Origin of the sequence: Streptomyces sp. CA-294286 (assembly GCF_050947155.1) — a bacterium.
Classification (GTDB): Bacteria; Actinomycetota; Actinomycetes; order Streptomycetales; family Streptomycetaceae; genus Streptomyces.
Map to the genome: position 1 here is coordinate 565,134 of NZ_CP192004.1, position 18,642 is coordinate 583,775.

Genomic DNA, 18,642 nt, shown 5'->3' on the forward strand with positions numbered 1-18,642 from the left:
GAGTGGACCCGAACATCGGCGGCGGCGTGAGGCCGCCCGGCCGACGTCGGATCCCTGCCTCCGGTTGCCGGGAGCCGGAAGCCGCCGCGCCCACTCCTTGCCAGACCGCCCAGGCGCGCGCGCCTTCTCGGCGGACCATCATGACGGGTGATCAACGTCGGCCGGAGGCTGCACCCGGGCGTCGGGAGCGTGGAGAGGGGGGCGGATGTTCGGTGAGCTGTGGGACCGGGCCGCGCACCTACTGATGCTGGCCGTGGGGGTGGGCTGTGCGTGGCTGGGATGCGCGACCGTACTGCGGCCCCGGCGCGCCCGGCCGGGCATCCCGGGCCCCGCGTGGGGTGCACGCACGTGGGGCGTCGGCTACGTACTGCTGGGGGTGTCCCTGACGGTGCAGGAGGTGTGCCGGATGGCCGGCGAGGAGCTGATGTGGCCGTCGGGTCTGGTGCGCTGGGTCGCCGGGCCGCTGATCGTGACGTCCCTGCTCGCGGGCATCGCCTGGCGGGGCTGGGGGCGGCACGAGGCGAGGCGCGGAGACGGGAGGCGCGAGGCATGAGCCGACGCGTTCCCTGGCGGGAGACCGGGCTCCTCGTCCTGGTCTGCTGGGTGGTCACCGCTCTGGGGTACGCCGTGCTCTCCGCGCTGGACGAACAGGGACTCGCGGTCGCGCCGCCTCTCGTCATGGGCCTGGCCCAGTGGTTCTGGGCGCGCCACCGGATCTGGTCGGCCGCCGCCGCGGCCACCGTCGTGGGAGCCGTGGGGTGGGTCTTCGTCGACCTGCTGAGGCCGGTGGTGGACCGGTATCTCGCCGACGCGCTGGCCACCGCACTCGGGGCGACGGCGGCTCTGCTCGTCTTCGCCCTGGTCAGCCGCGTCCCGGTACGGTCGGGCCGGCGACGCGGCACCGGGCCCCGGCCTCACGCCGAGCACGCCGGCCCGCTCGCGGCAGTCGGGCCCGGCGACTCGGACACAGGACACCCAGTACAGGAGGCGTCTGCATGCGCACGCTCCACGTCGTCACCCACCCCGAGGCGACGCATCACGTCGAAGGGGTCGTCGGCGGGTGGTACGACTCGGAGCTGACGTCCGCCGGCCTGCGCGCCGCGGGAGCCGTCGCGCGGGCGCTGCGGGACCAGGTGCCGGACGCGGCCCCGGTGGAACTGTTCTCCTCCGACCTGCGCCGCACGCGGCAGACGGCCGCGGCACTGGCCGAGGTGTTCGGCATCGCACCGGTCCTGGACCCCAGACTGCGCGAGAAGTCCTACGGCGAGGCGGGCGGCAGGCCGCAGGAGTGGCTGGACCGGAGGTTCGTCCCGCCGCCGCCGGTGGGGGAGCGGATGGACCACGACGAGGGAGTACGGGGCGCCGAGAGAAAGGCGCAGTGGGCGCAGCGCCTCTACGCCGCGATGGACGACATCCTCCGCAGCCCGTGCCGGCACCAGATCGTCGTGACGCACGGCGGCTGCCTGACCTTCGTCGTGGCGTCCTGGATCAGGATGCCGGTCGAGTCGGCCGGATACGCCGCCTTCCGCGCCTCCCCGGGCAGCATCACGACGCTGCACGAGGACGACTACTTCCACAACCGCCAGGTCGTCCGCCTCGGCGACACCCGCCACCTCGTCTAGACCACTACGGATCGCAGAACCCCTGGCAGCCGGGCCCGGCGCCGGTCGGCGGTTTGGGCGGCGGCGGCTCGGTTACTCGCAGGAGGGCACGGTGTTCCCGCGCGAGAGGAGATGTACGATCATGACCGCGCAGCAACCCGCAAGGGGCCGCGAGGCCCGGCAGCAACGGTCGGCCGGAACGGCGAAGTCGCCGAGGGCCGAGCACGACGACCCGGTGGCGGTCCTGCTCGGCAGGGTCCGCGACGCACTGACGGAGCAGAACAAGTGAGGGGCCCCGGTGACGGTCCCGGCCGCGAACCCGGACCCGCGCACGGCGTCGACCCGGCCCGGCTGAGCGAGGACGTACTGCTCCAGGAACTGGAGAGCGTGCACCGTACGCGGCACGAGACCTTCCTGCACGGCAGCGGTGACGCGCTCGCCGAGCACACCCGGCGGACCGCGGAACTGGAGGACGAGTACGTACGCCGCCACCCGGAGCGTGCCGTCTCCGCCCACCGGACGCGAGAGGGCGCCCGCGCACGCGAAACGTGACGCGCGGGCGTGGCACGTGCTCGTGCCGCGCCGGTGTCGCGGTGTGGGGCCCGCGGTACGGCATGGGGCGTGCCGGGTCCGAAGTCGCCGCGGGACGTGCGCTGTTGGTCCCGCCGCACCGCGTTGCGACCCGCCCGTGCGGCGGCCCCGTCCGCTCTGCGGTACGCACCCCGCTCCACCGGCGCACGGGCCCAGCCCGGGGCCTCCCCGCCGATCGACGGCCGGGAGAAGGGCTGTGGGATCATGCGGGGACGATCCCGGGGAGGGGCCCCAGCGGCGGTCGGTACGAGGAGTCGGGGATGAGTGCGGGTGGGGGACAGGACGGTTCGTCCGTGTCCGACGAGGAGTGGGAGCGGTTCCTGCGGGAGTCCGCCGCCGGAGTGCCGGACGCGCCCGAGGAGCCCTCGGCGCGGGCACGGGAGGTGACGCGACGGCTGCGTGAGGAGCCGGTACGCCCGCAGGCGTGGCGTTCCTACGAGCCCGCCGCGCCGCGCCGCTTCAAGGGGTGGCACGCGGCGGTGCTGGTGGCCGCGTCGGCGCTGCTCGCCGTGGCGCTGGTGCCGGGGCTCGCCGACCGTGCCACCGGTTGGTTCGGCGGTGCGGACGGCACGACGGACGCCGTCGGCGCGCAGGCCCCCGAGTCGCAGCGGCCGACCGGCCCGCCCGCCGAACAGACGCCCCTGCGGCCCACCCTCGCCGAACCCTTCCGGGGCTCGCCCGCGGCCCAGTGGGCGAACGGTGCGGCCGGAATCACCGTGCCACCGGCCAGGGCGACGGGCTGGATGAACACCGCACAGGTGGCCCAGGCCCTCGCCCGCACCCGGGACTTCCTCGCCGCGTCCAATCTGGACCCTGGCGTGCTCCGGGGCGAGCGCCCCGATCGGGCCGTCGCCCTCATCAACCCGCACCAGAAGGACGTCCAGGACTACCTGTCGACCGCCTTCACCACCTCACGCGTGTCCGACGCGAAGAAGGACCCGCTGCTGCTCTTCAGCCGGTTCGACCCCTCGCGCACCCGCCTGGTCGGCGACGTCATCAAGACCCGGGGCCGCCTCGCCTTCCAGGAGGGCGAGCACGGCGCGCTCCAGGTGACGGCCGACGTCACGTTCGTCTACCCGGTCGTGCGCGCCGCGGCGGGCAGCGAGGAGGTGGCCCGCACGATCGTGCGGCGCGAAACCGTGCTGAGCTGGGACGATCCCGAGAAGGTGAAGACCGAGGCAGGCACCTTCTCCCTCGACTCCTACACCGTGCACATGACGAACGCGGGCTGCCGCGACACCTCAGGCCGCCTTGCCCCGACCTTCGGCGTCGAACGCTCCGGCGCGGGCACGGGCCCCGAGGTCGACCCCTACGACCGCAGCACGCCGATGACGGAGCGGATGAAGGACGCCGACGGCGCGGGCTGCGGAACGGCGACGCGGACGTAGGCGGTCGGCGGTTTCCCGCGGTCGGCGCACTCCCTACCGGAGGCGGACCCGGCCCCGGACCCGGCCCCGGAGGCGGCCCCGGAGGCGGGCGCGGCCCGTGCCGTTCTTCGTCCGCCGGGCCGGTACGCCGACATCGAGGTGCACCGCCGGCAGTTCGGCGGCCGCCGATGGTGGGCGGCTCGACGCCGGTTCCGTAGCGGTGGCCCACGGATCGTCTACGGCACGGAGTCCGGCGTGCCGTAGACGCGGGCGAGCTCCACCGCCAGGCGGGCGAGCCGCTCGCGCGCCCGGGGAGGGTCCAGCACCTCGATCCGTGCGCCGAACGCGGCCAGTTGACCCGCGACGACCTCCGCCGTCGGCCCGTCGACCGTCACCGCGGACCAGCCGTCGGGCAGCGTCTCACCGATCCGCAGCCGCCCCTCGAACAGTCGCTCCAGGAGGGCGAGGGTGCCCGGCTCCGCGCGTGCCCGCACCGTCGCCGCCAGCATCCGCTCCTCCAGTCGCGCCGCGAGGGAGCGCCAGACGGCCGGCAGGTCGAAGCTCTCCGGTCGGTCCACCGGATCGCCGGTCGGCTCCACGGTCAGGACGCGGCTGAGCCGGAACGTGCGCAGGCCGTCCTCGGTGTCGGCGACGAGGTACTCGTTGCCCGCCTTGAAGGCCAGTCCCAGCGGGTGGACCGTCCGCACGGACGCCGGCTTTCCGGGACCCGCGTACCCGAGCCGCACCTGATGGCCGTCCACCACGGCCCGCCGGAGGGCGGCGAGCTGCGGTTCGGGGGCCGTGGCGTCCGTGCGTGTCCAGTCGGTGGCGTCGACGATGTGGGACCGAGCGGCGGCCTCGGCGTCCGAACGCAGCGGAGCGGGCAGCGCCCGCACCAACTTCCGCAGTGCCGTGCGCAGTTCCGGCGTCGCCGTCGCCGATCCCGCGCGCAGGAAGAGCGAGCGGATCTCCTCGGCGGTCAGCCCGGTGAGGTCGGTGCGGGCGCCGCCGACCAGCGACCAGCCGCCACCCCGGCCGCGTTGGGAGTACACGGGGATGCCGGCGGTCGACAGGGCCTCCAGGTCGCGGCGCGCGGTCCGCTCGGAGACTTCGAGTTCGGCCGCCACCTCGGCCACGGTGACGCGCCCGCGCGACTGGAGGAACAGCAGGGTCGCCACCAGGCGGTCGGCCCTCATGCCGGGCCGCTTCCCGGATCCGTCGTCATGCCGGGCCGCTTCCCGAGTCGGTCGTCATGCCGGTGCCCTTCCTGTGCGCGCTTCTCTTCTCCTGCGGGCCTTCTCCTGCCCCGCAGGTCATCCTCTCCGGAAAGTGGCCAGGAGGTGGCCTGTTCAGCTTCCAGAATGAGCACATGACGCACACCGCGCACACCGCACCGGGCCCCGCCGCCCCCGCAGACCCCCGCCCGTTCCTGAACACGGCCGTGGCACTGGCCGGGCGCACCCTGGCCGCCGTACGGGCCGGCCGACTCGACGATCCGACGCCCTGCACGGAGTACACCGTCGGGCAGCTCTCGCGCCACCTCGTGGCCGCGCTGCGCCGGATCGCCCTCGCCGCGAACGGCGGCGATCCCGCGAGCCAGCCGCTCGTCGCGGACGACTTCGCGGACGGTGACGTCCTGAAGGCGTGGGAGGCCGCGGCCCGTGACGCCGCGGAGGCGTGGGCCGACCCCGCGGTCCTGGAGCGTGCGCTCACCCTGCCCTTCGGCACCCTGCCCGGGGCAGCCGTAGCGGTCGCCTTCACCACCGAATTCACCCTGCACACATGGGACTTGGCCACCGCGACGGGTCAGCGCCCCACCTGGGACCCGGAGCTGCTGAAGGTCTGTCTCGCCGCCGCCCCGCGCGCCCTGCCCGCTCAACCGCGCGGCGGCCCGGTCCCGTTCGCCGCCGTGGTGGACGTCGCTCCGGAGGCACCGGACATCGACCGCCTCGTGGCGTGGTCCGGCCGCACCCCGTGACGGCCTGACGGACGGGCAACCGTCCGGCGGGCGGGGCGCTCCGTGCGAAGGCGCGGCGGGCGGAGCGCTCCGTGCGAGGGCGCCCGGCCGGCGGGCGGGGCGCGTCGGCCTGCGGGGCGTCCCGCCGCGCGGTCGGGCAGTGGCGGGGTGCCCGCGGCGGCCCGGCAGCGCCGTCACGGCACGGGACGTTTCCGGTACTCGGCCGGTGCTCCTCGCCCGTAGGGCCTCCGCGGCCTGTGCGCGCGAGGGGTGGCGCTGCCCGCTACTGCCCCACCCGGCCGTCGACGCACTCGCGCAGCAGGTCGGCGTGGCCGCAGTGCCGTGCGTACTCCTCGATCCGGTGCACCATCAGTTCGCGGACCGCCGTCCCGTCCTTGCCAAGCCGCGTGCCCAGGTCCGGATGGGCGGCCAGGGCGGCGTCGGTGGCGGCCTGTTCGCGTTCCAGGTCGGCGTACGCGGCGTCCACCACGGACTGTTCGGCGACCGCGCCCTCGAAGTCGACGTCCTTCTTCCCGTACAGCTTCGGCAGCGGATCTCCGTCGGTGATCCAGTTGCGCCAGTCCCGCTCCACCTGGGCGAGATGCCGCAGCAGGCCGAGCAGCGACATCGTCGACGGCGGCACCGAGCGCCGCGCCAGCTGTTCCGGAGTCAGGCCCTCGCACTTCATCCGCAGGGTCAGGCGATAGTCCTTCAGGAATTCCAGCAGCGTCGGCAGCTCGCCGTCCGGGCTGCCGCCGTCGCTGTTGCGGGGGTCGTCGTCCGGATCGACCCACATGTCCGGGTAGACGGTCGCCGGGGTCCAACGTGCGGGCTGCTCGTTCATGAGAGCCATGGTGGCCGGTCCGGGCCCGGTCCGCCACCGGTTTGCACGGGCCGGAGCGCGCGCGTGACGGCGGCCAATCCCGCCCCCGGGCACAGCGGTTCGGCGGCGGGCACCGCGGGGGCTGCCGTGCGGATGCCCGGTAACGGGACCGGATGTTTTCAGCCAACATTAGGTTAGGCTAACCTTCGCCGTGTGAATGTCGGAGAAGAACTCCCCCAGGCCGCACCGGCCCGCGGTCACGCCCTCGCCGCCACGGGTGTCACCGTGGCGTACGACGGAGTCGACGTGGTGCACGAGGCGTCCCTCGAACTGGCGCCCGGACGGGTGACCGTGCTGGTCGGCCCCAACGGCAGCGGCAAGTCGACGCTGCTGCGCACCGTGGCGCGGTTGCAGCGGGCGCGGAGTGCGACGCTGACCCTCGACGGCGGTACGGACGGCTTCGCGCTGTCCCCGCGCGAGTTCTCGCGGCACATCGCGCTGCTGACCCAGGGACGGCCCACGCCCAGCGGGCTGACCGTGCGCGACGTGGTGGAGTTCGGACGCTACCCCTACCGGGGGCGCTGGGGCCGGAGCGACCCCGGCGGCCGGGAGGCCGTGGACCGGGCGCTCGGGATGACCGGCGTCGCCGAACTGGCCGAGCGGGGCGCCGAACACCTCTCCGGCGGCCAGTTGCAGCGGGTGTGGCTGGCGGGCTGCCTCGCGCAGGAGACCGGCGTGCTGCTGCTGGACGAACCGACGACCTACCTCGACCTGCGCTATCAGGTGGAACTGCTGGACCTGATACGGGACTTGGCGGACGACCACGCGATCGCCGTCGGCGTCGTGCTGCACGACCTCGACCAGGCGGCGGCCGTCGCCGACCGGATCGTACTGCTCCGGGCGGGCCGGGTTATCGCGGACGGCGAGCCGGGGGACGTACTCACCCCGGAGCGGCTGACCGACACGTACGGCATCCGCATCGAAGTGTCCACCGACCCGCTGACCGGACGGCTGCGCACCCGCGCGATCGGCCGCCACCACACCAGGCGCACACCCGACGGCGTCCGCGTGCTGGACGCCGACCGCGACAGCGTCGGCGCCCACCGCGACGACGGTACGGGCGACGGAAACTGCGCGCCCGGCGACGGTAGTGGCGACAGCGGCGGCGTACGGGTGAGCACCGCCAGCAGCACCGCGTAGCGCGACAGGCACGTACCCCGGGGCGTCCTGCCCCCGGGCGACCGGACGCCCGCCCGCCCACCCCGTAAGAACGACCCTCCACCAGCAGAACGCGCACCCCCGCGCACAGTGAAAGGCTCAGTGCCCCCATGAGACGACTCCTCCTCGCCGCCACCGCGGCCACCGCCGCCGTCCTGACCCTCGGCGCCTGCGGCACCACCGAGCCCGCCGCGGACAAGAAGGCGGACACCAAGCCGGCCGAGAAGATCTCCTTCACCGACGCCGCCGGCAAGAAGGTGGAGCTGGACGGCCCCGCCAGGAAGGTCGTCGGTACCGAGTGGGACGTCGTCGAGCACCTGGTCTCGCTCGGCGTCGACCCGGTCGGCGTCGCGGATGTCAAGGGCTACACCGCCTGGGACAAGGCCGCCCCGCTGAAGGGCAGCCCGAAGGACATCGGCACCCGCGGCGAGCCCAGCATGGACACCGTCGCCGCCCTCGCGCCCGACCTCGTCGTCGCCACCACGGACCTTCCGCCGGCCGCCGTCAAGCAGCTGGAGAAGATAGCCCCGGTCCTGACCCTGAAGGCGGCCGACGCCAAGGACCCGATCGGTCAGATGACCAAGAGCCTGGACATGATCGCGCGGGCCACCGGCACCACCGAGAAGGGCGACAAGCTCAAGAAGGACTTCGAGGCCAAGCTCGCCACCGGCAAGCAGGAGCTGGAGAAGGCCGGCCACCAGGGCACGAAGTTCGCCTTCGCCGACGGCTACGCGCAGGGCAACCAGGTCTCCATCCGGCCCTTCACCAGCGGCTCGCTGATCGGCGCCGTCAACGACCGGCTCGGCCTGACCAACCCCTGGCAGGTCAAGGGCGACCCCGCGTACGGTCTGGGCGCCACCGACGTCGAGGGCCTGACCAAGCTCGACAAGGACACCGTGTTCGGCTACGTCTCCAACGACAGCGACAAGAGCAGCACCGTGTTCACCGGCGTCCTCGCCGACAACGCGGTGTGGAAGTCCCTGCCCTTCGTCACGGGGAACAAGGTGCACCGTCTGCCCGACGGCGTGTGGATGTTCGGCGGCACCGCGTCGATGGAGATGTACGTCGACTCCGTCGTCACCGCGCTGAAGAAGTAACGACGGGACACGCGTACACACCATGGCCGTCACCACCACCGCTCCCGCCGCCCCCACCACGGCGGCGGCCTCCCGGAAGGGCGGCGCGGTGGCGGTGACGGCCGTGCTCGTCCTGCTGGTCGCCGCCCTCGCCGTCGTCGACGTCACCCAGGGCACCGCGCACGTCGGCGCCGCCCAGGTCTGGAAGGCGTTCACCGGCGACGCCGCACCGGGGGACTCCTCCGTCGTCATCGCCTCCCGGCTGCCGCGCATGGCCGCCGGAGTCTTCGTCGGCGCGGTCCTCGGCATGGCGGGCGCGGCCCTCCAGGCCGTCAGCCGCAACGTCCTCGCCTCGCCGGACACCCTCGCCGTCAACGCCGGTTCCTACGTGGCGCTCGGGCTGGTCGCCGCCACCGGCGTCTCGCTGCCGCTGCTCGCCTCCTCCGGCGTCGCCTTCGTCGGCGGCCTGGCCGCCGCCGCGGTCGTGCTCGGGATGTCCGGCCTCGGCGCGGGGACCGTGCGCCTCGTGCTCGCCGGCACCGCGCTCACCCTCGGGCTCACCGCCGTCACGGAGGGCATGCTGCTGCTGTTCCCCGTGGAGACGCAGGGGCTGTACGCCTGGAACCAGGGCAGCATCGGCCAGAACGGCTTCGGCGGCGTGCTGTGGATGGTGCCGCTGGCCGTCGTGGGACTCGCCGGACTGCTGCTGGTCGCCCGCCGGGTCGACGCCCTGGCGCTCGGCGACGACGCGGCACGCGGGCTCGGCGTGCCCGTGCGCGCCACCCGGGTGGTCACCGTCGTACTGGCCGCCCTGCTGTCCGCCGCGGCCGTCACCCTGTGCGGGCCGATCGGCTTCGTCGGACTGTGCGCCCCGGCGCTGGTGCGCGTACTGGCGCGCCGCCACCGGGCGTTCACCCGCATCCGCGTCGGCGTGAGCGTCTCCGCGCTGGCGGGCGCCGCGCTGGTGCTCGGCTCGGACGTGGTGCTGCGCACCCTCGTCTCCGCGGACACGTCCGTGTCCGTGCCGACCGGCGTCGTCACCAGCCTCGTCGGCGCGGTGTTCCTGATCGTCCTGGCGACCAGGGGACGGGACCTGGGCGCCGCGTCGCCGCCCGACCGGCTCCGCATCCGCAGCCGTACCGTCTTCGTCACCGTGACGGCCGTCCTCTTCGCGGTCCTCGTCGGGCTGACCGTCGCCTCCGTCCTCCTGGGCGACTCCAAACTGCTGCTCGGCGACGTGCTGAACTGGGCGCAGGGCAACGCCGGGCGGGCCGTGACCTTCGTGCTGGACACCCGGGTCCCGCGCGTCCTGGCCGCCCTCCTCGCGGGCGCGGCCCTCGCCCTGGCGGGCACCCTCATCCAGGCGGTGACCCGCAACCCGCTCGCCGAACCGGGCGTGATGGGCGTCTCCGGCGGTGCGGCGCTGGGCGCGGTGCTCCTGGTGACGACCGTGCCGATGGCCGGGCCGACCGGCATGGCGGGGGCGGCCTTCGCGGGCGCGGCCCTCTCCGCCGTCGTCGTCTTCGGGCTCTCCGCGCGCGGCGGCTTCCAGCAGAACCGGCTCGTCCTCGTCGGCATGGGCGTCGCCACCGCGAGCACCGCGCTGATCAGCCTGCTCATCGTGCTGACCGACCCCTTCAACGCCACCAAGGCACTGACCTGGCTGTCGGGTTCGACGTACGGGCGGACCATGCCCGACCTGCTGCCGCTCGGCGTGATCCTGGCGGCGGGGGCGGCCGTGGCGTTCGTGCGGCGCACCGAACTCGACCTGGTCTCCCTCGACGAGGACACCCCGCGGCTGCTCGGCCTCGGGCTCTCCCGCTCCCGCCTGGGCTTCCTCGCGCTGGGCGTGCTGCTGAGCGCGGCGGCCGTCGCCGCCGCCGGAACCATCGCCTTCGTCGGCCTGGTCGCCCCGCACGCCGCCCGCGCCCTGGTCGGCCGCCGGCACGCGCGCGTGGTGCCGGTGGCGGTCCTGCTCGGCGCGGTGCTGGTGGGCACGGCGGACGTGGTGGGCCGTACCGTCATCGCGCCGGCACAGCTGGGCGCGGGGCTGCTGACGGCGGTCATCGGGACGCCGTACTTCCTGTGGCTGCTGCTGCGGAGCAGGGGGGACGCGCGGTAGCGGCGGCCCCCGAGGGCGCGGAGCGGGAACATCCGCTCCGCGCCCTTCCGCGTCACCGGCCGGTCAGCCTCCGCAGGTCCTCGGCGAGCGAGGCGACCGCCGCCGGATTGCGGGGGCTCTCCACCAGGTCCACGTAGTCCAGGACCACGATCCGGTCGTTCTTCACCGCCGAGACGTTGGCGAGCGGCGGGTAGGACTTCAGGAACGTGCGCTTCTGCTCGGCGGTGGTGTCCCCGTAGTCGTTGATCACGATCACCTCGGGGTCCCGCGCCACCACCGTCTCCCAGCCCACCGTCGCCCAGCTGTCCTTGAGGTCCTTCATGACGTGGTCGCCGCCCGCGCGGGTGATGATGTCGTGCGGTCCGGCGTACGCGCCCGAGGTGAACGGCTTGTCCCGCCCGTCGTCGTAGAGGAAGACGCGCGGCCGGTCGGCGCCCTTCAGCGCCTTCCCCTCCGCCTCCGCGACCTGCTTGCGGAACTTCGCGACCAGGGCTTCGGCACGGTCCTCGACGTCGAAGATCCGGCCCAGGTTGAGCAGGTCGGTGTAGAGCGCGTCGAGCGGGGCCATCACTCCGCGCGCGGTGCCGCGCCCGTTGCGGCACGACTCGCTCAGCAGGTACGAGCCGACGCCGATCTTCGCGAGTTCCGCGGGCGTGAAGCCCTCGCCCTCGTCGAAACCGTAGTTCCAGCCCGCGAACACCAGGTCGGCGCGTGCGTCGAGCACGAGCTCCTTGTTGATGCCCTTCTTCGACAGCCACTTGGTCTTGGTGTAGCCGTCCTTCCAGGGCACGGACGTCAGGTCGCCCTTGTCGTCGGGCATCACGAAGCCCGCCATCCGCTTTTCGAGGCCGAGCGCGAACATGATCTCGGTGATGCCGACGTCGTTGGTGACCACGCGCTGCGGGGCCTTCTCGTACGTCTTCTTCTCCCCGCAGTTCTCGACGGTCACCGGGTAGTGGCCGCTGCCCGGCTTGGCGCTGTCCGTCCCGGCGACCTGCGCGCCGCAGCCGGAGAGGGTCAGGGTCAGCACGGCGGCGAGTCCGAGCGCCGCGGGGCGCCGGCGGAGGTGGTGGCGGAGGTGGTGGCGGAGGTGGTGGCGGTGGTGGTGGGGCATGGTGGGCAGGGGCTCCTCAGGGAGTGGGGGACGGGACGACGAGACGGTCGAAGAGCAGCTGTACGGCGCCGGACTCCGGGTGCGGGACGCGGTGCGCCCGTACGCCGAAGACCTCGGCGAGCAGCTCGGTCGACAGCACGTCGTGCGGGGGACCGTGGGCGACGATGCGGCCCGCCCGGATGACGTACAGCACGTCGCAGTGGAGAGCGGCGAGGTTGAGGTCGTGCAGCGCGGTGAGCACGGTCGGACCGCTGTCGCGCACCAGGGCGAGGACCTCCAACTGCTGGGCGATGTCCAGGTGGTTGGTGGGCTCGTCCAGGACGAGCACCCGGGGCTGCTGGGCGAGCGCGCGGGCGATGAGGACCCGCTGCTTCTCGCCGCCGGACAGGGAGAGGAAACCGCGGCCCGCGAGGTGGGCGGCCCCCACCTGCTCCAGGGCCCCCGCGCACACCCGGCGGTCCTCCTCCGAGGCGCGTGCCACCGACCGCTGGTGCGGCAGCCGCCCCATCGCGACGACCTCCGCCACCGTGAAGTCGAACTCGGCCACCGCCTCCTGGGGCAGCGCCGCCAGCCTGCGGGCGCCCTCGCGGGTACTGAGCGCGGCGAGGTCGTCCCCGTCGACCAGGACCGCCCCCGCGCTGGGGCGCAGCGCCCGGTACGCGCACCGCAACAGGGTGGACTTCCCGCTGCCGTTGGGACCCACCAGACCGACGAGCCGGCCGTTGTCCGCGGACAACGTGACCTCGTCCACCAGCCGGGAGCCCGGGACGTCGACGGTCAGCGCCTCGATGTCGAGCCGCATCACACACCTCCGAAGGTGTAGGAGTGACGGCGCATCAGCAGGATGAAGCAGGGCACGCCGACGACGGCGGTGAGCACGCCCACGGGCAGTTCGACCGGTGCCAGCACCACCCGGGACAGGATGTCCACCCAGATCAGCAGCACCGCCCCGACCAGCGGTGCGACGGCCAGCAACCGCCGGTGGTCTGCGCCGACCAGCATCCGCACCCCGTGCGGGACCATCAGCCCCACGAAACCGATCGCCCCGCTCACCGCGACCACCGCACCCGTGACGGCCGCGGACACCAGGAACAGCTCCTTGCGCAGCCTGCCCGCGTCCACGCCCAGCGCGGCGGCCGTCTCGTCGCCCATCGCCAGGGCGTTCAACCGCCGCGCCGACCAGCCCAGATGGACGAGACCGCCGAGCACCGCCCCCGCCGCGATCGGCACCGACGCCCAGCTCGCCCCGCCGAGGCTGCCCAGCAGCCACATCATCGCCGAGCGTGCCGCCTCGCCCCGGTCGGCGGCGAACACCATGAACGTCGTGATCGCCGAGAACCCGTAGTACATCGCCGTCCCCGTCAGCACCAGACGCAACGGGGTCAGCCCCCGCGGGGTGCGGGCGATGGCGTACACCAGCGTCATCGCCAGCAGCGCCGAGCCGAACGCGGCCGCGGACAGCGCCCACATCCCCAGCGCCCCCAACGCCCCGAAGATCAGCACCGCGTTGGCGCCGACGGCGGCCCCCGAGGAGATCCCCAGCACGAACGGATCGGCGAGCGCGTTGCGCACCATCGCCTGCACCGCCACGCCGATGGCCGAAAGCCCCGCCCCGACGACCGCCGCCAGCACGGCGCGCGGAAAACGCAGCTCCCACACGATGGTGTACGCGGAGACCTCGCCGGGCGCGATCGTCCCGCCGCTCAGCCCCGCCCACAGATAGCGGGCCACCTCGCCCCAGGTGAGCCCGGAGGCGCCGATCCCCGCCCCGCACACCAGCGACAGCAGCAGTCCGGCGCCCAGCACGGGCAGCAGGACCGGCAGCGCCACCGGTGCGCGTCCGCGGCCGGCACCTGCGGCGGGGGCCGGGCGCGGTGGCGCGGCGGGAGGGCGGGCGAGGGGGATGGCCACGGGCGGGTTCGCTTTCGCCTCGGGCCGTGCTGCTGCGTAACCCAAGGAGCGGCGCCGGGCGCGGGGCGCCCCGTGCGGCACCTCTCGCAGTCCACGGCGATTGTCAGGAGCGCTTCACCGCCGCGGGTGATCGGGCTTACGGGGCCCCCACTTGGGGGCTCCGTCTACCGTTGCGGGTCAGCGCCGGACTTCGACCGGACTTCCCCCGCGGGGCGACTCGCAGCCTAGCGGGTGCCGGACGCCGGGACGGACAGGGGTGTGCTGCCGCGCCCTCCGGGGCCGTCGCCTCGCGGCCCGCCGTTCCCGCCCCGCGCGGTCGACGCTCCGGCCGCCCGTCGTCCCGGGCTCTCCCTCGCCCGGCGCGGCGCGAAGATGGGGGAGGAGGGCCCGGAACGCGATCAGGTCGTCTCCGGCGCCCCGCCCAGCCACGCGCCGTCGCGCATGATCACCCGGCCGCGCAGCTCCGGCTCACCGTGCCAGGCACGCACGGTGCTCGGCGTCACCCGCACGTGGACATGGGGCTTCGTCTCCGCCCGCGGGTCCCAGCCGAACTTGTCGGTGAAGGCCTCCGCGGCCTCCTCGGGCACGTCCCGCGACGCGAAGCACTCCGCCCGCCCGGCGAGCGTCACCACGTCGGCGGTGTCCGGCAGCGCCAGGCGCACCCGCGGCTCGGCGCGGACGTTGCGCACGGTCACGGACGTCTCCGCCGTGCACACCCACACCGCCCGCCCGTCCCACAGGAACCACAGCGGCACCTGGTGCGGGCCGTGCTCCGGGTGGGCCGTGGACACCCACATGTCCCGTTCGGCGGCGAGCCGTTCGAGAGTGGCACGGGTACGTTCCGCCGAATCGCGGCGCTCGCTCTGCGTGATCTCCATGAGCGTCGACCCTAGATGCGGCCCGGCCGCCCCGCATGGGCCATCGGTCCTACGTCCGCGGTCCCGTCGGCGAAGGGAGGGCCGCGCCGCTCCCTCACGCCGTACGTGCCCGGAAGAGCGCCCCGGACACCGCCGCCGACACCGCCAGGATGCCCGCGCACCAGGCCAGCGCCAGCCACGGGGTGTGGCCGACCGGCAGGCCCAGCAGCAGGCCCCGCAGGGATTCGATGACCGGGGTGACGGGCTGGTGCTCGGAGAAGGCGTGCAGCCAGGAGGGCATGGTGCCGACGGGCACGAACGCGCTGGACGGGTAGGGCAGGAACGTCATGAAGAAGGTGAACCCGGCCGCCGCCTCGGGGGACTTGGCGAGGAGACCGAACGTCGCCGACAGCCAGGAGATGGCGAGGATGTAGGAGGCCAGCAGGGCGGCCGCGGCCAGCCAGCCGGCCGCCGTCGCCGACGGCCGGAAGCCGATGGCGAAGGCGAAGGCGAGGACCAGGGCGGTGGAGAGCAGGTTGCGGGTCGTACTGGCGAGCGTGTGCCCGGTGAGGACGGCGGCGCCGCTGACGTCCATGGAGCGGAAGCGGTCGATGATGCCCTCCCGCATGTCCCCGACGACGCTCTGCGCGGTGCTCGCCGCGCCGAAGCCCGAGCAGAGGACCAGGACGCCGGGAGTGACGTAGGTGAGGTACTCCTGGCCGGTGCTGATGGCACCGCCGAAGAAGTAGACGAAGATCGTCATGATCATGATGGGCAGCGCCAGCGAGGTGATGACCGCGTCGATGTTGCGGCTGCTGATGCGGATCGAGCGCCCGGTCATGGTCAGGTGCTGGGCGAGAGGGCGGGTCACGGTCTCAGACATGGGCGGGCCGCTCCGGGTTCTGGTTCTCGTGCCGCTCGTCGTCGGTCAGGGCGAGGAAGACGTCGTCGAGGGTGGCGGTGTGCAGGGCGAAGTGCGTGATGTCCCGGCCGGCCGGGTCGAGTTCGTCGAGCAGCGCCCGTACGTGGGGAGCCGTGCCGTCGGTGGCGACGGACAGGCCGAGCGTCTCGGGGGAGTGCCGCACGGCCCGGTGGGCGAGGCGGAGGTATGCCTCCCGGGAGGCGAGGGTGAGGTCCAGGCGGTGTCCGGCCAGCCGTGCCTTCAGTTCGGCCGCGGTGCCCTCGGCGGCCAGGACTCCCTTGTGCAGGACCGAGATGCGGTCGGCCAACCGGTCGGCCTCCTCCAGGTACTGGGTGGTGAGCAGCACCGTGGCCCCGTCCTCGGCGGCCAGCGCGCCGACGGCCTGCCAGAGTTGGCGGCGGCTGCGCGGGTCGAGTCCGGTCGTCGGCTCGTCGAGGAAGAAGACGGAAGGGGAGCCGACCAGGCCCGCCGCGAGATCCAGGCGGCGGCGCATGCCGCCGGAGTACGTACGGGCCTGCTCGCGGCCCGCGGCCAGGAGGCCGAAGCGGTCGAGGAGTTCGGAGGCCCTGCGGCGGGCGTCGCGGCGGGTGAGGCCCGCCAGCCGGGCCATCATGCGCAGGTTCTCCTCGCCGGTCTGCGCCTCGTCGATCGCCGCGAACTGACCGGTCAGGCTGATCGAGCGGCGCACCGCGCGCCGCTCGGCCCGTACGTCGTGACCGGCGACCCGGGCGGTCCCGCTGTCGGGCGGGGTCAGGGTGGCCAGGATGCGGACGGCCGTGGTCTTGCCCGCGCCGTTGGGCCCGAGCAGGGCGTGCACGGTACCGGGGGCGACGTGCAGGTCGATGCCGCGCAGGACGTGCAGCCTGCCGTCCCCGTCGACGCCTTCGCCGCCGCTCCCGCGGCCGCGCCTTCGATACGACTTGGTGAGGCCGTGCGCCTCGATCATGGCTGTCGCCACCTTCCGGGTCCGCCGTGCGTGGAGTGCCGTGCCGCGGGACGGCACGCGTTCTGCGTATGGCATACGCACTACTGCGTAAGGGTTACGCATACCTAGGATGGGCGTCAAGCACGGGAGGGAAGGCGGAGGTCATGGCGGGCAGCGGCAGGAGCGGAAGCGCCGGGGGCGACGGGCACGGCACCGACGGCGGAGGTGAGGGCGAGCGCCGGAGCGGCGGCGGCACGGGCCTGCCCGCCGGCCTCGAAGCGGCCTGGGGGTTGCGCGGGCGTCCGGCCAAGGGTCCCAAGCGCGGCCTGAGTCTGGAGCGGATCGTCGAGGCCGCCGTACGGATCGCCGCCTCCGAGGGGCTCGAAGCGGTTTCCATGGGCCGCGTCGCCAAGGAACTGGGTGCCGCCCCGATGTCGCTCTACCGGTACGTCGGCGCCAAGGGGGAGCTGTACGTCCTCATGCTGGAAGCCGCGATGGGCCCCCCGCCGGAGGACCTCGTCGCCGGACGCGGCTGGCGCGAGGGCCTGGAGCGGTGGGCCTTCGCCATGCGCGAGGGGTACCGGCGCAACCTGTGGGCGCTTCGCGTCCCGGTGCACGGCCCGCCCGCCAGCCCGAACGCGATCGACTGGTGGGAGCAGGGACTGCGGGCCATGGAGGGAAGCGGGCTCGACGAGGGCGAGAAGATCTCGGTGATCCTGCTCGTCTCCGGCTTCGTGCGCAACGAACTGCTGCTCGCGGCGGACCTGGACGCCGGTTTCCGGGCGAACGGCGTCACCCCGCAGGCGGCCCTGGAGGACTACGCGCGCACCCTGGCGCACCTGGTCGACCCGGACCGCCACCCCGCGATCAGCAGGATGCTGCGGTCGGGGGTGATGAACGGTCCCGACGACCCCGACTTCGACTTCACCTTCGGACTGGGCCGGGTGCTGGACGGGGTCGAGGTGCTGGTCGCCCGCGCCTGAGCCCCGGCACGGGCGGCGGGTGACCGCCCGTGCCGGGGCCGGAGCGAGGTCGGCTAGCAGCCGTTCGACACCTGGAGGCCCTTGTTCGCGCCCGCCGTCCGGCTCACGGTCGCCGGGACGCAGGCGGCCCCGTCGAGCGAGTAGGCGTACGGGATGCCGATCGTGGTCGTCGACCGGGGGTCGGGTCCTGCGGGCTTGTAGTCGCTGCCGGGCTTCGACCAGGTCACCCGGTCGAAGACGTTCCCGCCGACCTGCCAGTGGCCGACGGTGGTGGTGTAGAAGGTGCCCAGGACGTCCTTGGAGTCCTGGAAGTAGTTGTTCTCCACCTTGGCGCGGGCTCCGGCCCGGGAGTTGATGCCCGAGTCGTTGAGGCGCGTGTAGTGGTTGTTGAACATGTGGGCGGTGCCGCCGCGCAGCAGCGGGGCGCGGGAGTCGATGTTCTCGTACAGGTTGTGGTGGTACGTGAGGAAGCTGTTGGAGACGTCGGTCTCGCTGGACCCGACGAGACCGCCGCGTCCGGAGTTGCGCAGGGTGCTGTACGAGAGCGTCACGTACTGGGTGTTGTTCTTCATGTCGAAGAGGCCGTCGTAGCCCTCGGACTCGCCGCCCGAAGCCTCCAGGGAGACGTGGTCGACCCAAACGTTGCGGACGTTGCTCTCCATGCCGATGGCGTCGCCGCCGTTGGAGGTGGGGGAGCCCGACTTCTTGACGTTCCGCACGGTCACGTTGCGGATGACGATGTTGCGGGCCTCCCGCAGGTGGATGCCCAACTGGTCGAAGACGGCGCCCTTGCCGACGCCGAGAAGCGTCACGTTGCTGATCTGCTTGAGCTCGATGACGCCGGCGGCGGTGTTGCAGCTCGTGCCGGACACCTTGGTGGTGTTGGCGTGGTTGATGGTGCCCTCGACCTCGATGACGATCGGGGTGCTGCTGCTCGCCCGGCCGCACAGGGCGGCGTGGATCGCCGTTCCGGTGGTGGCGCGTACGGTCTTGCCGCCCGCGCCGCCGGTGGTGCCGCCGTTCTGGGTCGCGTAGCCGGTGGCGCCGCCGGGGGCGGCCGACGCGTGGGGGGTGGTCAGGAACAGGCCGGTCGCGACGGTCGCCGCCGTCGTGGCCAGGGCCGTACTGAGTCGCAGGGCGACTGCTCGTCTCATTCTCGGCTCCCAATTCGTGGT

At 73.6% G+C, this 18,642-nt stretch carries 19 protein-coding genes and 1 pseudogene; 11 read left to right on the forward strand and 9 right to left on the reverse strand.

Going from position 1 to position 18,642, the window contains the following annotated elements; all coding sequences use genetic code 11:
• Positions 1-205: 205 nt before the first annotated feature.
• The 6 genes from ACQPZG_RS02495 (at position 206) to ACQPZG_RS02520 (ending at position 3,580) form a co-directional block, all read left to right on the forward strand.
• On the forward strand, positions 206-553 hold the full coding sequence (locus tag ACQPZG_RS02495; protein WP_433544087.1) for a hypothetical protein: 348 nt from the start codon (positions 206-208) through the stop codon (positions 551-553).
• Positions 550-1,080, forward strand: coding sequence for a hypothetical protein (locus tag ACQPZG_RS02500; RefSeq protein WP_433544088.1), 531 nt, complete (start codon positions 550-552; stop codon positions 1,078-1,080). Before ACQPZG_RS02495 ends, ACQPZG_RS02500 begins: the two co-directional genes overlap by 4 nt.
• Complete coding sequence (locus ACQPZG_RS02505) at positions 996-1,622, forward strand: histidine phosphatase family protein (RefSeq protein ID WP_433544089.1); 627 nt, start codon at positions 996-998, stop codon at positions 1,620-1,622. Before ACQPZG_RS02500 ends, ACQPZG_RS02505 begins: the two co-directional genes overlap by 85 nt.
• Positions 1,623-1,743: 121 nt before the next feature.
• Positions 1,744-1,890: a hypothetical protein gene (locus ACQPZG_RS02510; RefSeq protein ID WP_433544090.1), complete on the forward strand. Its 147-nt coding sequence runs from the start codon at positions 1,744-1,746 to the stop codon at positions 1,888-1,890.
• Entirely contained in the window at positions 1,887-2,153 is a 267-nt protein-coding gene (locus tag ACQPZG_RS02515) for a DUF6158 family protein (RefSeq protein ID WP_433544091.1), read from the forward strand. Before ACQPZG_RS02510 ends, ACQPZG_RS02515 begins: the two co-directional genes overlap by 4 nt.
• A 299-nt stretch (positions 2,154-2,452) precedes the next feature.
• Positions 2,453-3,580 carry a hypothetical protein gene (locus tag ACQPZG_RS02520; RefSeq protein WP_433544092.1) on the forward strand — a complete coding sequence of 376 codons (1,128 nt, stop codon included), beginning with the start codon at positions 2,453-2,455 and terminating at the stop codon, positions 3,578-3,580.
• Between the two features lie 215 nt (positions 3,581-3,795).
• Here ACQPZG_RS02520 and ACQPZG_RS02525 read toward each other — a convergent pair whose 3' ends face one another.
• The gene (locus tag ACQPZG_RS02525; RefSeq protein WP_433544093.1) at positions 3,796-4,755 is read right to left on the reverse strand and encodes a helix-turn-helix transcriptional regulator; all 960 of its coding nucleotides are present in this window, start codon (positions 4,753-4,755) and stop codon (positions 3,796-3,798) included.
• Between the two features lie 173 nt (positions 4,756-4,928).
• Between ACQPZG_RS02525 and ACQPZG_RS02530 the strand changes: the two genes are divergently transcribed.
• Positions 4,929-5,537 (forward strand): TIGR03086 family metal-binding protein, encoded by a 609-nt coding sequence (locus tag ACQPZG_RS02530; protein WP_433544094.1) that lies wholly within the window; start codon positions 4,929-4,931, stop codon positions 5,535-5,537.
• A gap of 262 nt (positions 5,538-5,799) precedes the next feature.
• On the opposite strand, the gene ACQPZG_RS02535 is transcribed toward ACQPZG_RS02530, so the two are convergent.
• Positions 5,800-6,360 carry a DUF664 domain-containing protein gene (locus ACQPZG_RS02535; RefSeq protein ID WP_433544095.1) on the reverse strand — a complete coding sequence of 187 codons (561 nt, stop codon included), beginning with the start codon at positions 6,358-6,360 and terminating at the stop codon, positions 5,800-5,802.
• A gap of 192 nt (positions 6,361-6,552) precedes the next feature.
• On the opposite strand from ACQPZG_RS02535, the gene ACQPZG_RS02540 reads away from it, so the two are divergent.
• The 3 genes from ACQPZG_RS02540 to ACQPZG_RS02550 all read left to right on the forward strand — a co-directional run bounded on the left by ACQPZG_RS02540 (position 6,553) and on the right by ACQPZG_RS02550 (position 10,755).
• Complete coding sequence (locus ACQPZG_RS02540; protein ID WP_433544096.1) at positions 6,553-7,539, forward strand: ABC transporter ATP-binding protein; 987 nt, start codon at positions 6,553-6,555, stop codon at positions 7,537-7,539.
• A 128-nt stretch (positions 7,540-7,667) separates the two neighbouring features.
• Positions 7,668-8,654, forward strand: coding sequence for an iron-siderophore ABC transporter substrate-binding protein (locus ACQPZG_RS02545; protein ID WP_433544097.1), 987 nt, complete (start codon positions 7,668-7,670; stop codon positions 8,652-8,654).
• 22 nt (positions 8,655-8,676) lie between these two features.
• Positions 8,677-10,755 carry an iron ABC transporter permease gene (locus ACQPZG_RS02550; RefSeq protein WP_433544098.1) on the forward strand — a complete coding sequence of 693 codons (2,079 nt, stop codon included), beginning with the start codon at positions 8,677-8,679 and terminating at the stop codon, positions 10,753-10,755.
• 52 nt (positions 10,756-10,807) lie between these two features.
• Here ACQPZG_RS02550 and ACQPZG_RS02555 read toward each other — a convergent pair whose 3' ends face one another.
• The 6 genes from ACQPZG_RS02555 to ACQPZG_RS02580 form a co-directional block, all read right to left on the reverse strand.
• The gene (locus ACQPZG_RS02555) at positions 10,808-11,869 is read right to left on the reverse strand and encodes an ABC transporter substrate-binding protein (protein ID WP_433544099.1); all 1,062 of its coding nucleotides are present in this window, start codon (positions 11,867-11,869) and stop codon (positions 10,808-10,810) included.
• 16 nt (positions 11,870-11,885) lie between these two features.
• Positions 11,886-12,671: an ABC transporter ATP-binding protein gene (locus ACQPZG_RS02560; RefSeq protein ID WP_433544100.1), complete on the reverse strand. Its 786-nt coding sequence runs from the start codon at positions 12,669-12,671 to the stop codon at positions 11,886-11,888.
• Entirely contained in the window at positions 12,671-13,699 is a 1,029-nt protein-coding gene (locus ACQPZG_RS02565; protein ID WP_433544101.1) for a FecCD family ABC transporter permease, read from the reverse strand. Before ACQPZG_RS02565 ends, ACQPZG_RS02560 begins: the two co-directional genes overlap by 1 nt.
• A 479-nt stretch (positions 13,700-14,178) precedes the next feature.
• A complete protein-coding gene (locus ACQPZG_RS02570) occupies positions 14,179-14,658 on the reverse strand; it encodes a pyridoxamine 5'-phosphate oxidase family protein (RefSeq protein ID WP_433544102.1) in 480 nt (159 codons plus the stop codon).
• A gap of 94 nt (positions 14,659-14,752) precedes the next feature.
• Positions 14,753-15,520: an ABC transporter permease gene (locus ACQPZG_RS02575; RefSeq protein WP_433544103.1), complete on the reverse strand. Its 768-nt coding sequence runs from the start codon at positions 15,518-15,520 to the stop codon at positions 14,753-14,755.
• Entirely contained in the window at positions 15,513-16,505 is a 993-nt protein-coding gene (locus tag ACQPZG_RS02580; RefSeq protein WP_433544104.1) for an ATP-binding cassette domain-containing protein, read from the reverse strand. Before ACQPZG_RS02580 ends, ACQPZG_RS02575 begins: the two co-directional genes overlap by 8 nt.
• Before the next feature lie 143 nt (positions 16,506-16,648).
• Here ACQPZG_RS02580 and ACQPZG_RS02585 point away from each other — a divergent pair, with 143 nt between their 5' ends.
• The gene (locus ACQPZG_RS02585; RefSeq protein ID WP_433544105.1) at positions 16,649-17,467 is read left to right on the forward strand and encodes a TetR/AcrR family transcriptional regulator; all 819 of its coding nucleotides are present in this window, start codon (positions 16,649-16,651) and stop codon (positions 17,465-17,467) included.
• A gap of 59 nt (positions 17,468-17,526) precedes the next feature.
• Here ACQPZG_RS02585 and ACQPZG_RS02590 read toward each other — a convergent pair.
• Positions 17,527-18,621 (reverse strand): annotated as a pseudogene (locus tag ACQPZG_RS02590) (pectate lyase family protein); the annotation flags it as partial.
• Between the last annotated feature and the right edge of the window lie 21 nt (positions 18,622-18,642).

Bases quoted from the DNA above. Each gene is read 5' to 3' on its own strand.
- ACQPZG_RS02495 (WP_433544087.1), top strand. From the start codon at position 206: ATGTTCGGTGAGCTGTGGGACCGGGCCGCGCACCTACTGATGCTGGCC.
- ACQPZG_RS02500 (WP_433544088.1), top strand. From the start codon at position 550: ATGAGCCGACGCGTTCCCTGGCGGGAGACCGGGCTCCTCGTCCTGGTC.
- ACQPZG_RS02505 (WP_433544089.1), top strand. From the start codon at position 996: ATGCGCACGCTCCACGTCGTCACCCACCCCGAGGCGACGCATCACGTC.
- ACQPZG_RS02510 (WP_433544090.1), top strand. From the start codon at position 1,744: ATGACCGCGCAGCAACCCGCAAGGGGCCGCGAGGCCCGGCAGCAACGG.
- ACQPZG_RS02520 (WP_433544092.1), top strand. From the start codon at position 2,453: ATGAGTGCGGGTGGGGGACAGGACGGTTCGTCCGTGTCCGACGAGGAG.
- ACQPZG_RS02525 (WP_433544093.1), bottom strand. From the start codon at position 4,755: ATGAGGGCCGACCGCCTGGTGGCGACCCTGCTGTTCCTCCAGTCGCGC.
- ACQPZG_RS02530 (WP_433544094.1), top strand. From the start codon at position 4,929: ATGACGCACACCGCGCACACCGCACCGGGCCCCGCCGCCCCCGCAGAC.
- ACQPZG_RS02535 (WP_433544095.1), bottom strand. From the start codon at position 6,360: ATGAACGAGCAGCCCGCACGTTGGACCCCGGCGACCGTCTACCCGGAC.
- ACQPZG_RS02545 (WP_433544097.1), top strand. From the start codon at position 7,668: ATGAGACGACTCCTCCTCGCCGCCACCGCGGCCACCGCCGCCGTCCTG.
- ACQPZG_RS02550 (WP_433544098.1), top strand. From the start codon at position 8,677: ATGGCCGTCACCACCACCGCTCCCGCCGCCCCCACCACGGCGGCGGCC.
- ACQPZG_RS02555 (WP_433544099.1), bottom strand. From the start codon at position 11,869: ATGCCCCACCACCACCGCCACCACCTCCGCCACCACCTCCGCCACCAC.
- ACQPZG_RS02560 (WP_433544100.1), bottom strand. From the start codon at position 12,671: ATGCGGCTCGACATCGAGGCGCTGACCGTCGACGTCCCGGGCTCCCGG.
- ACQPZG_RS02570 (WP_433544102.1), bottom strand. From the start codon at position 14,658: ATGGAGATCACGCAGAGCGAGCGCCGCGATTCGGCGGAACGTACCCGT.
- ACQPZG_RS02575 (WP_433544103.1), bottom strand. From the start codon at position 15,520: ATGTCTGAGACCGTGACCCGCCCTCTCGCCCAGCACCTGACCATGACC.
- ACQPZG_RS02580 (WP_433544104.1), bottom strand. From the start codon at position 16,505: ATGATCGAGGCGCACGGCCTCACCAAGTCGTATCGAAGGCGCGGCCGC.
- ACQPZG_RS02585 (WP_433544105.1), top strand. From the start codon at position 16,649: ATGGCGGGCAGCGGCAGGAGCGGAAGCGCCGGGGGCGACGGGCACGGC.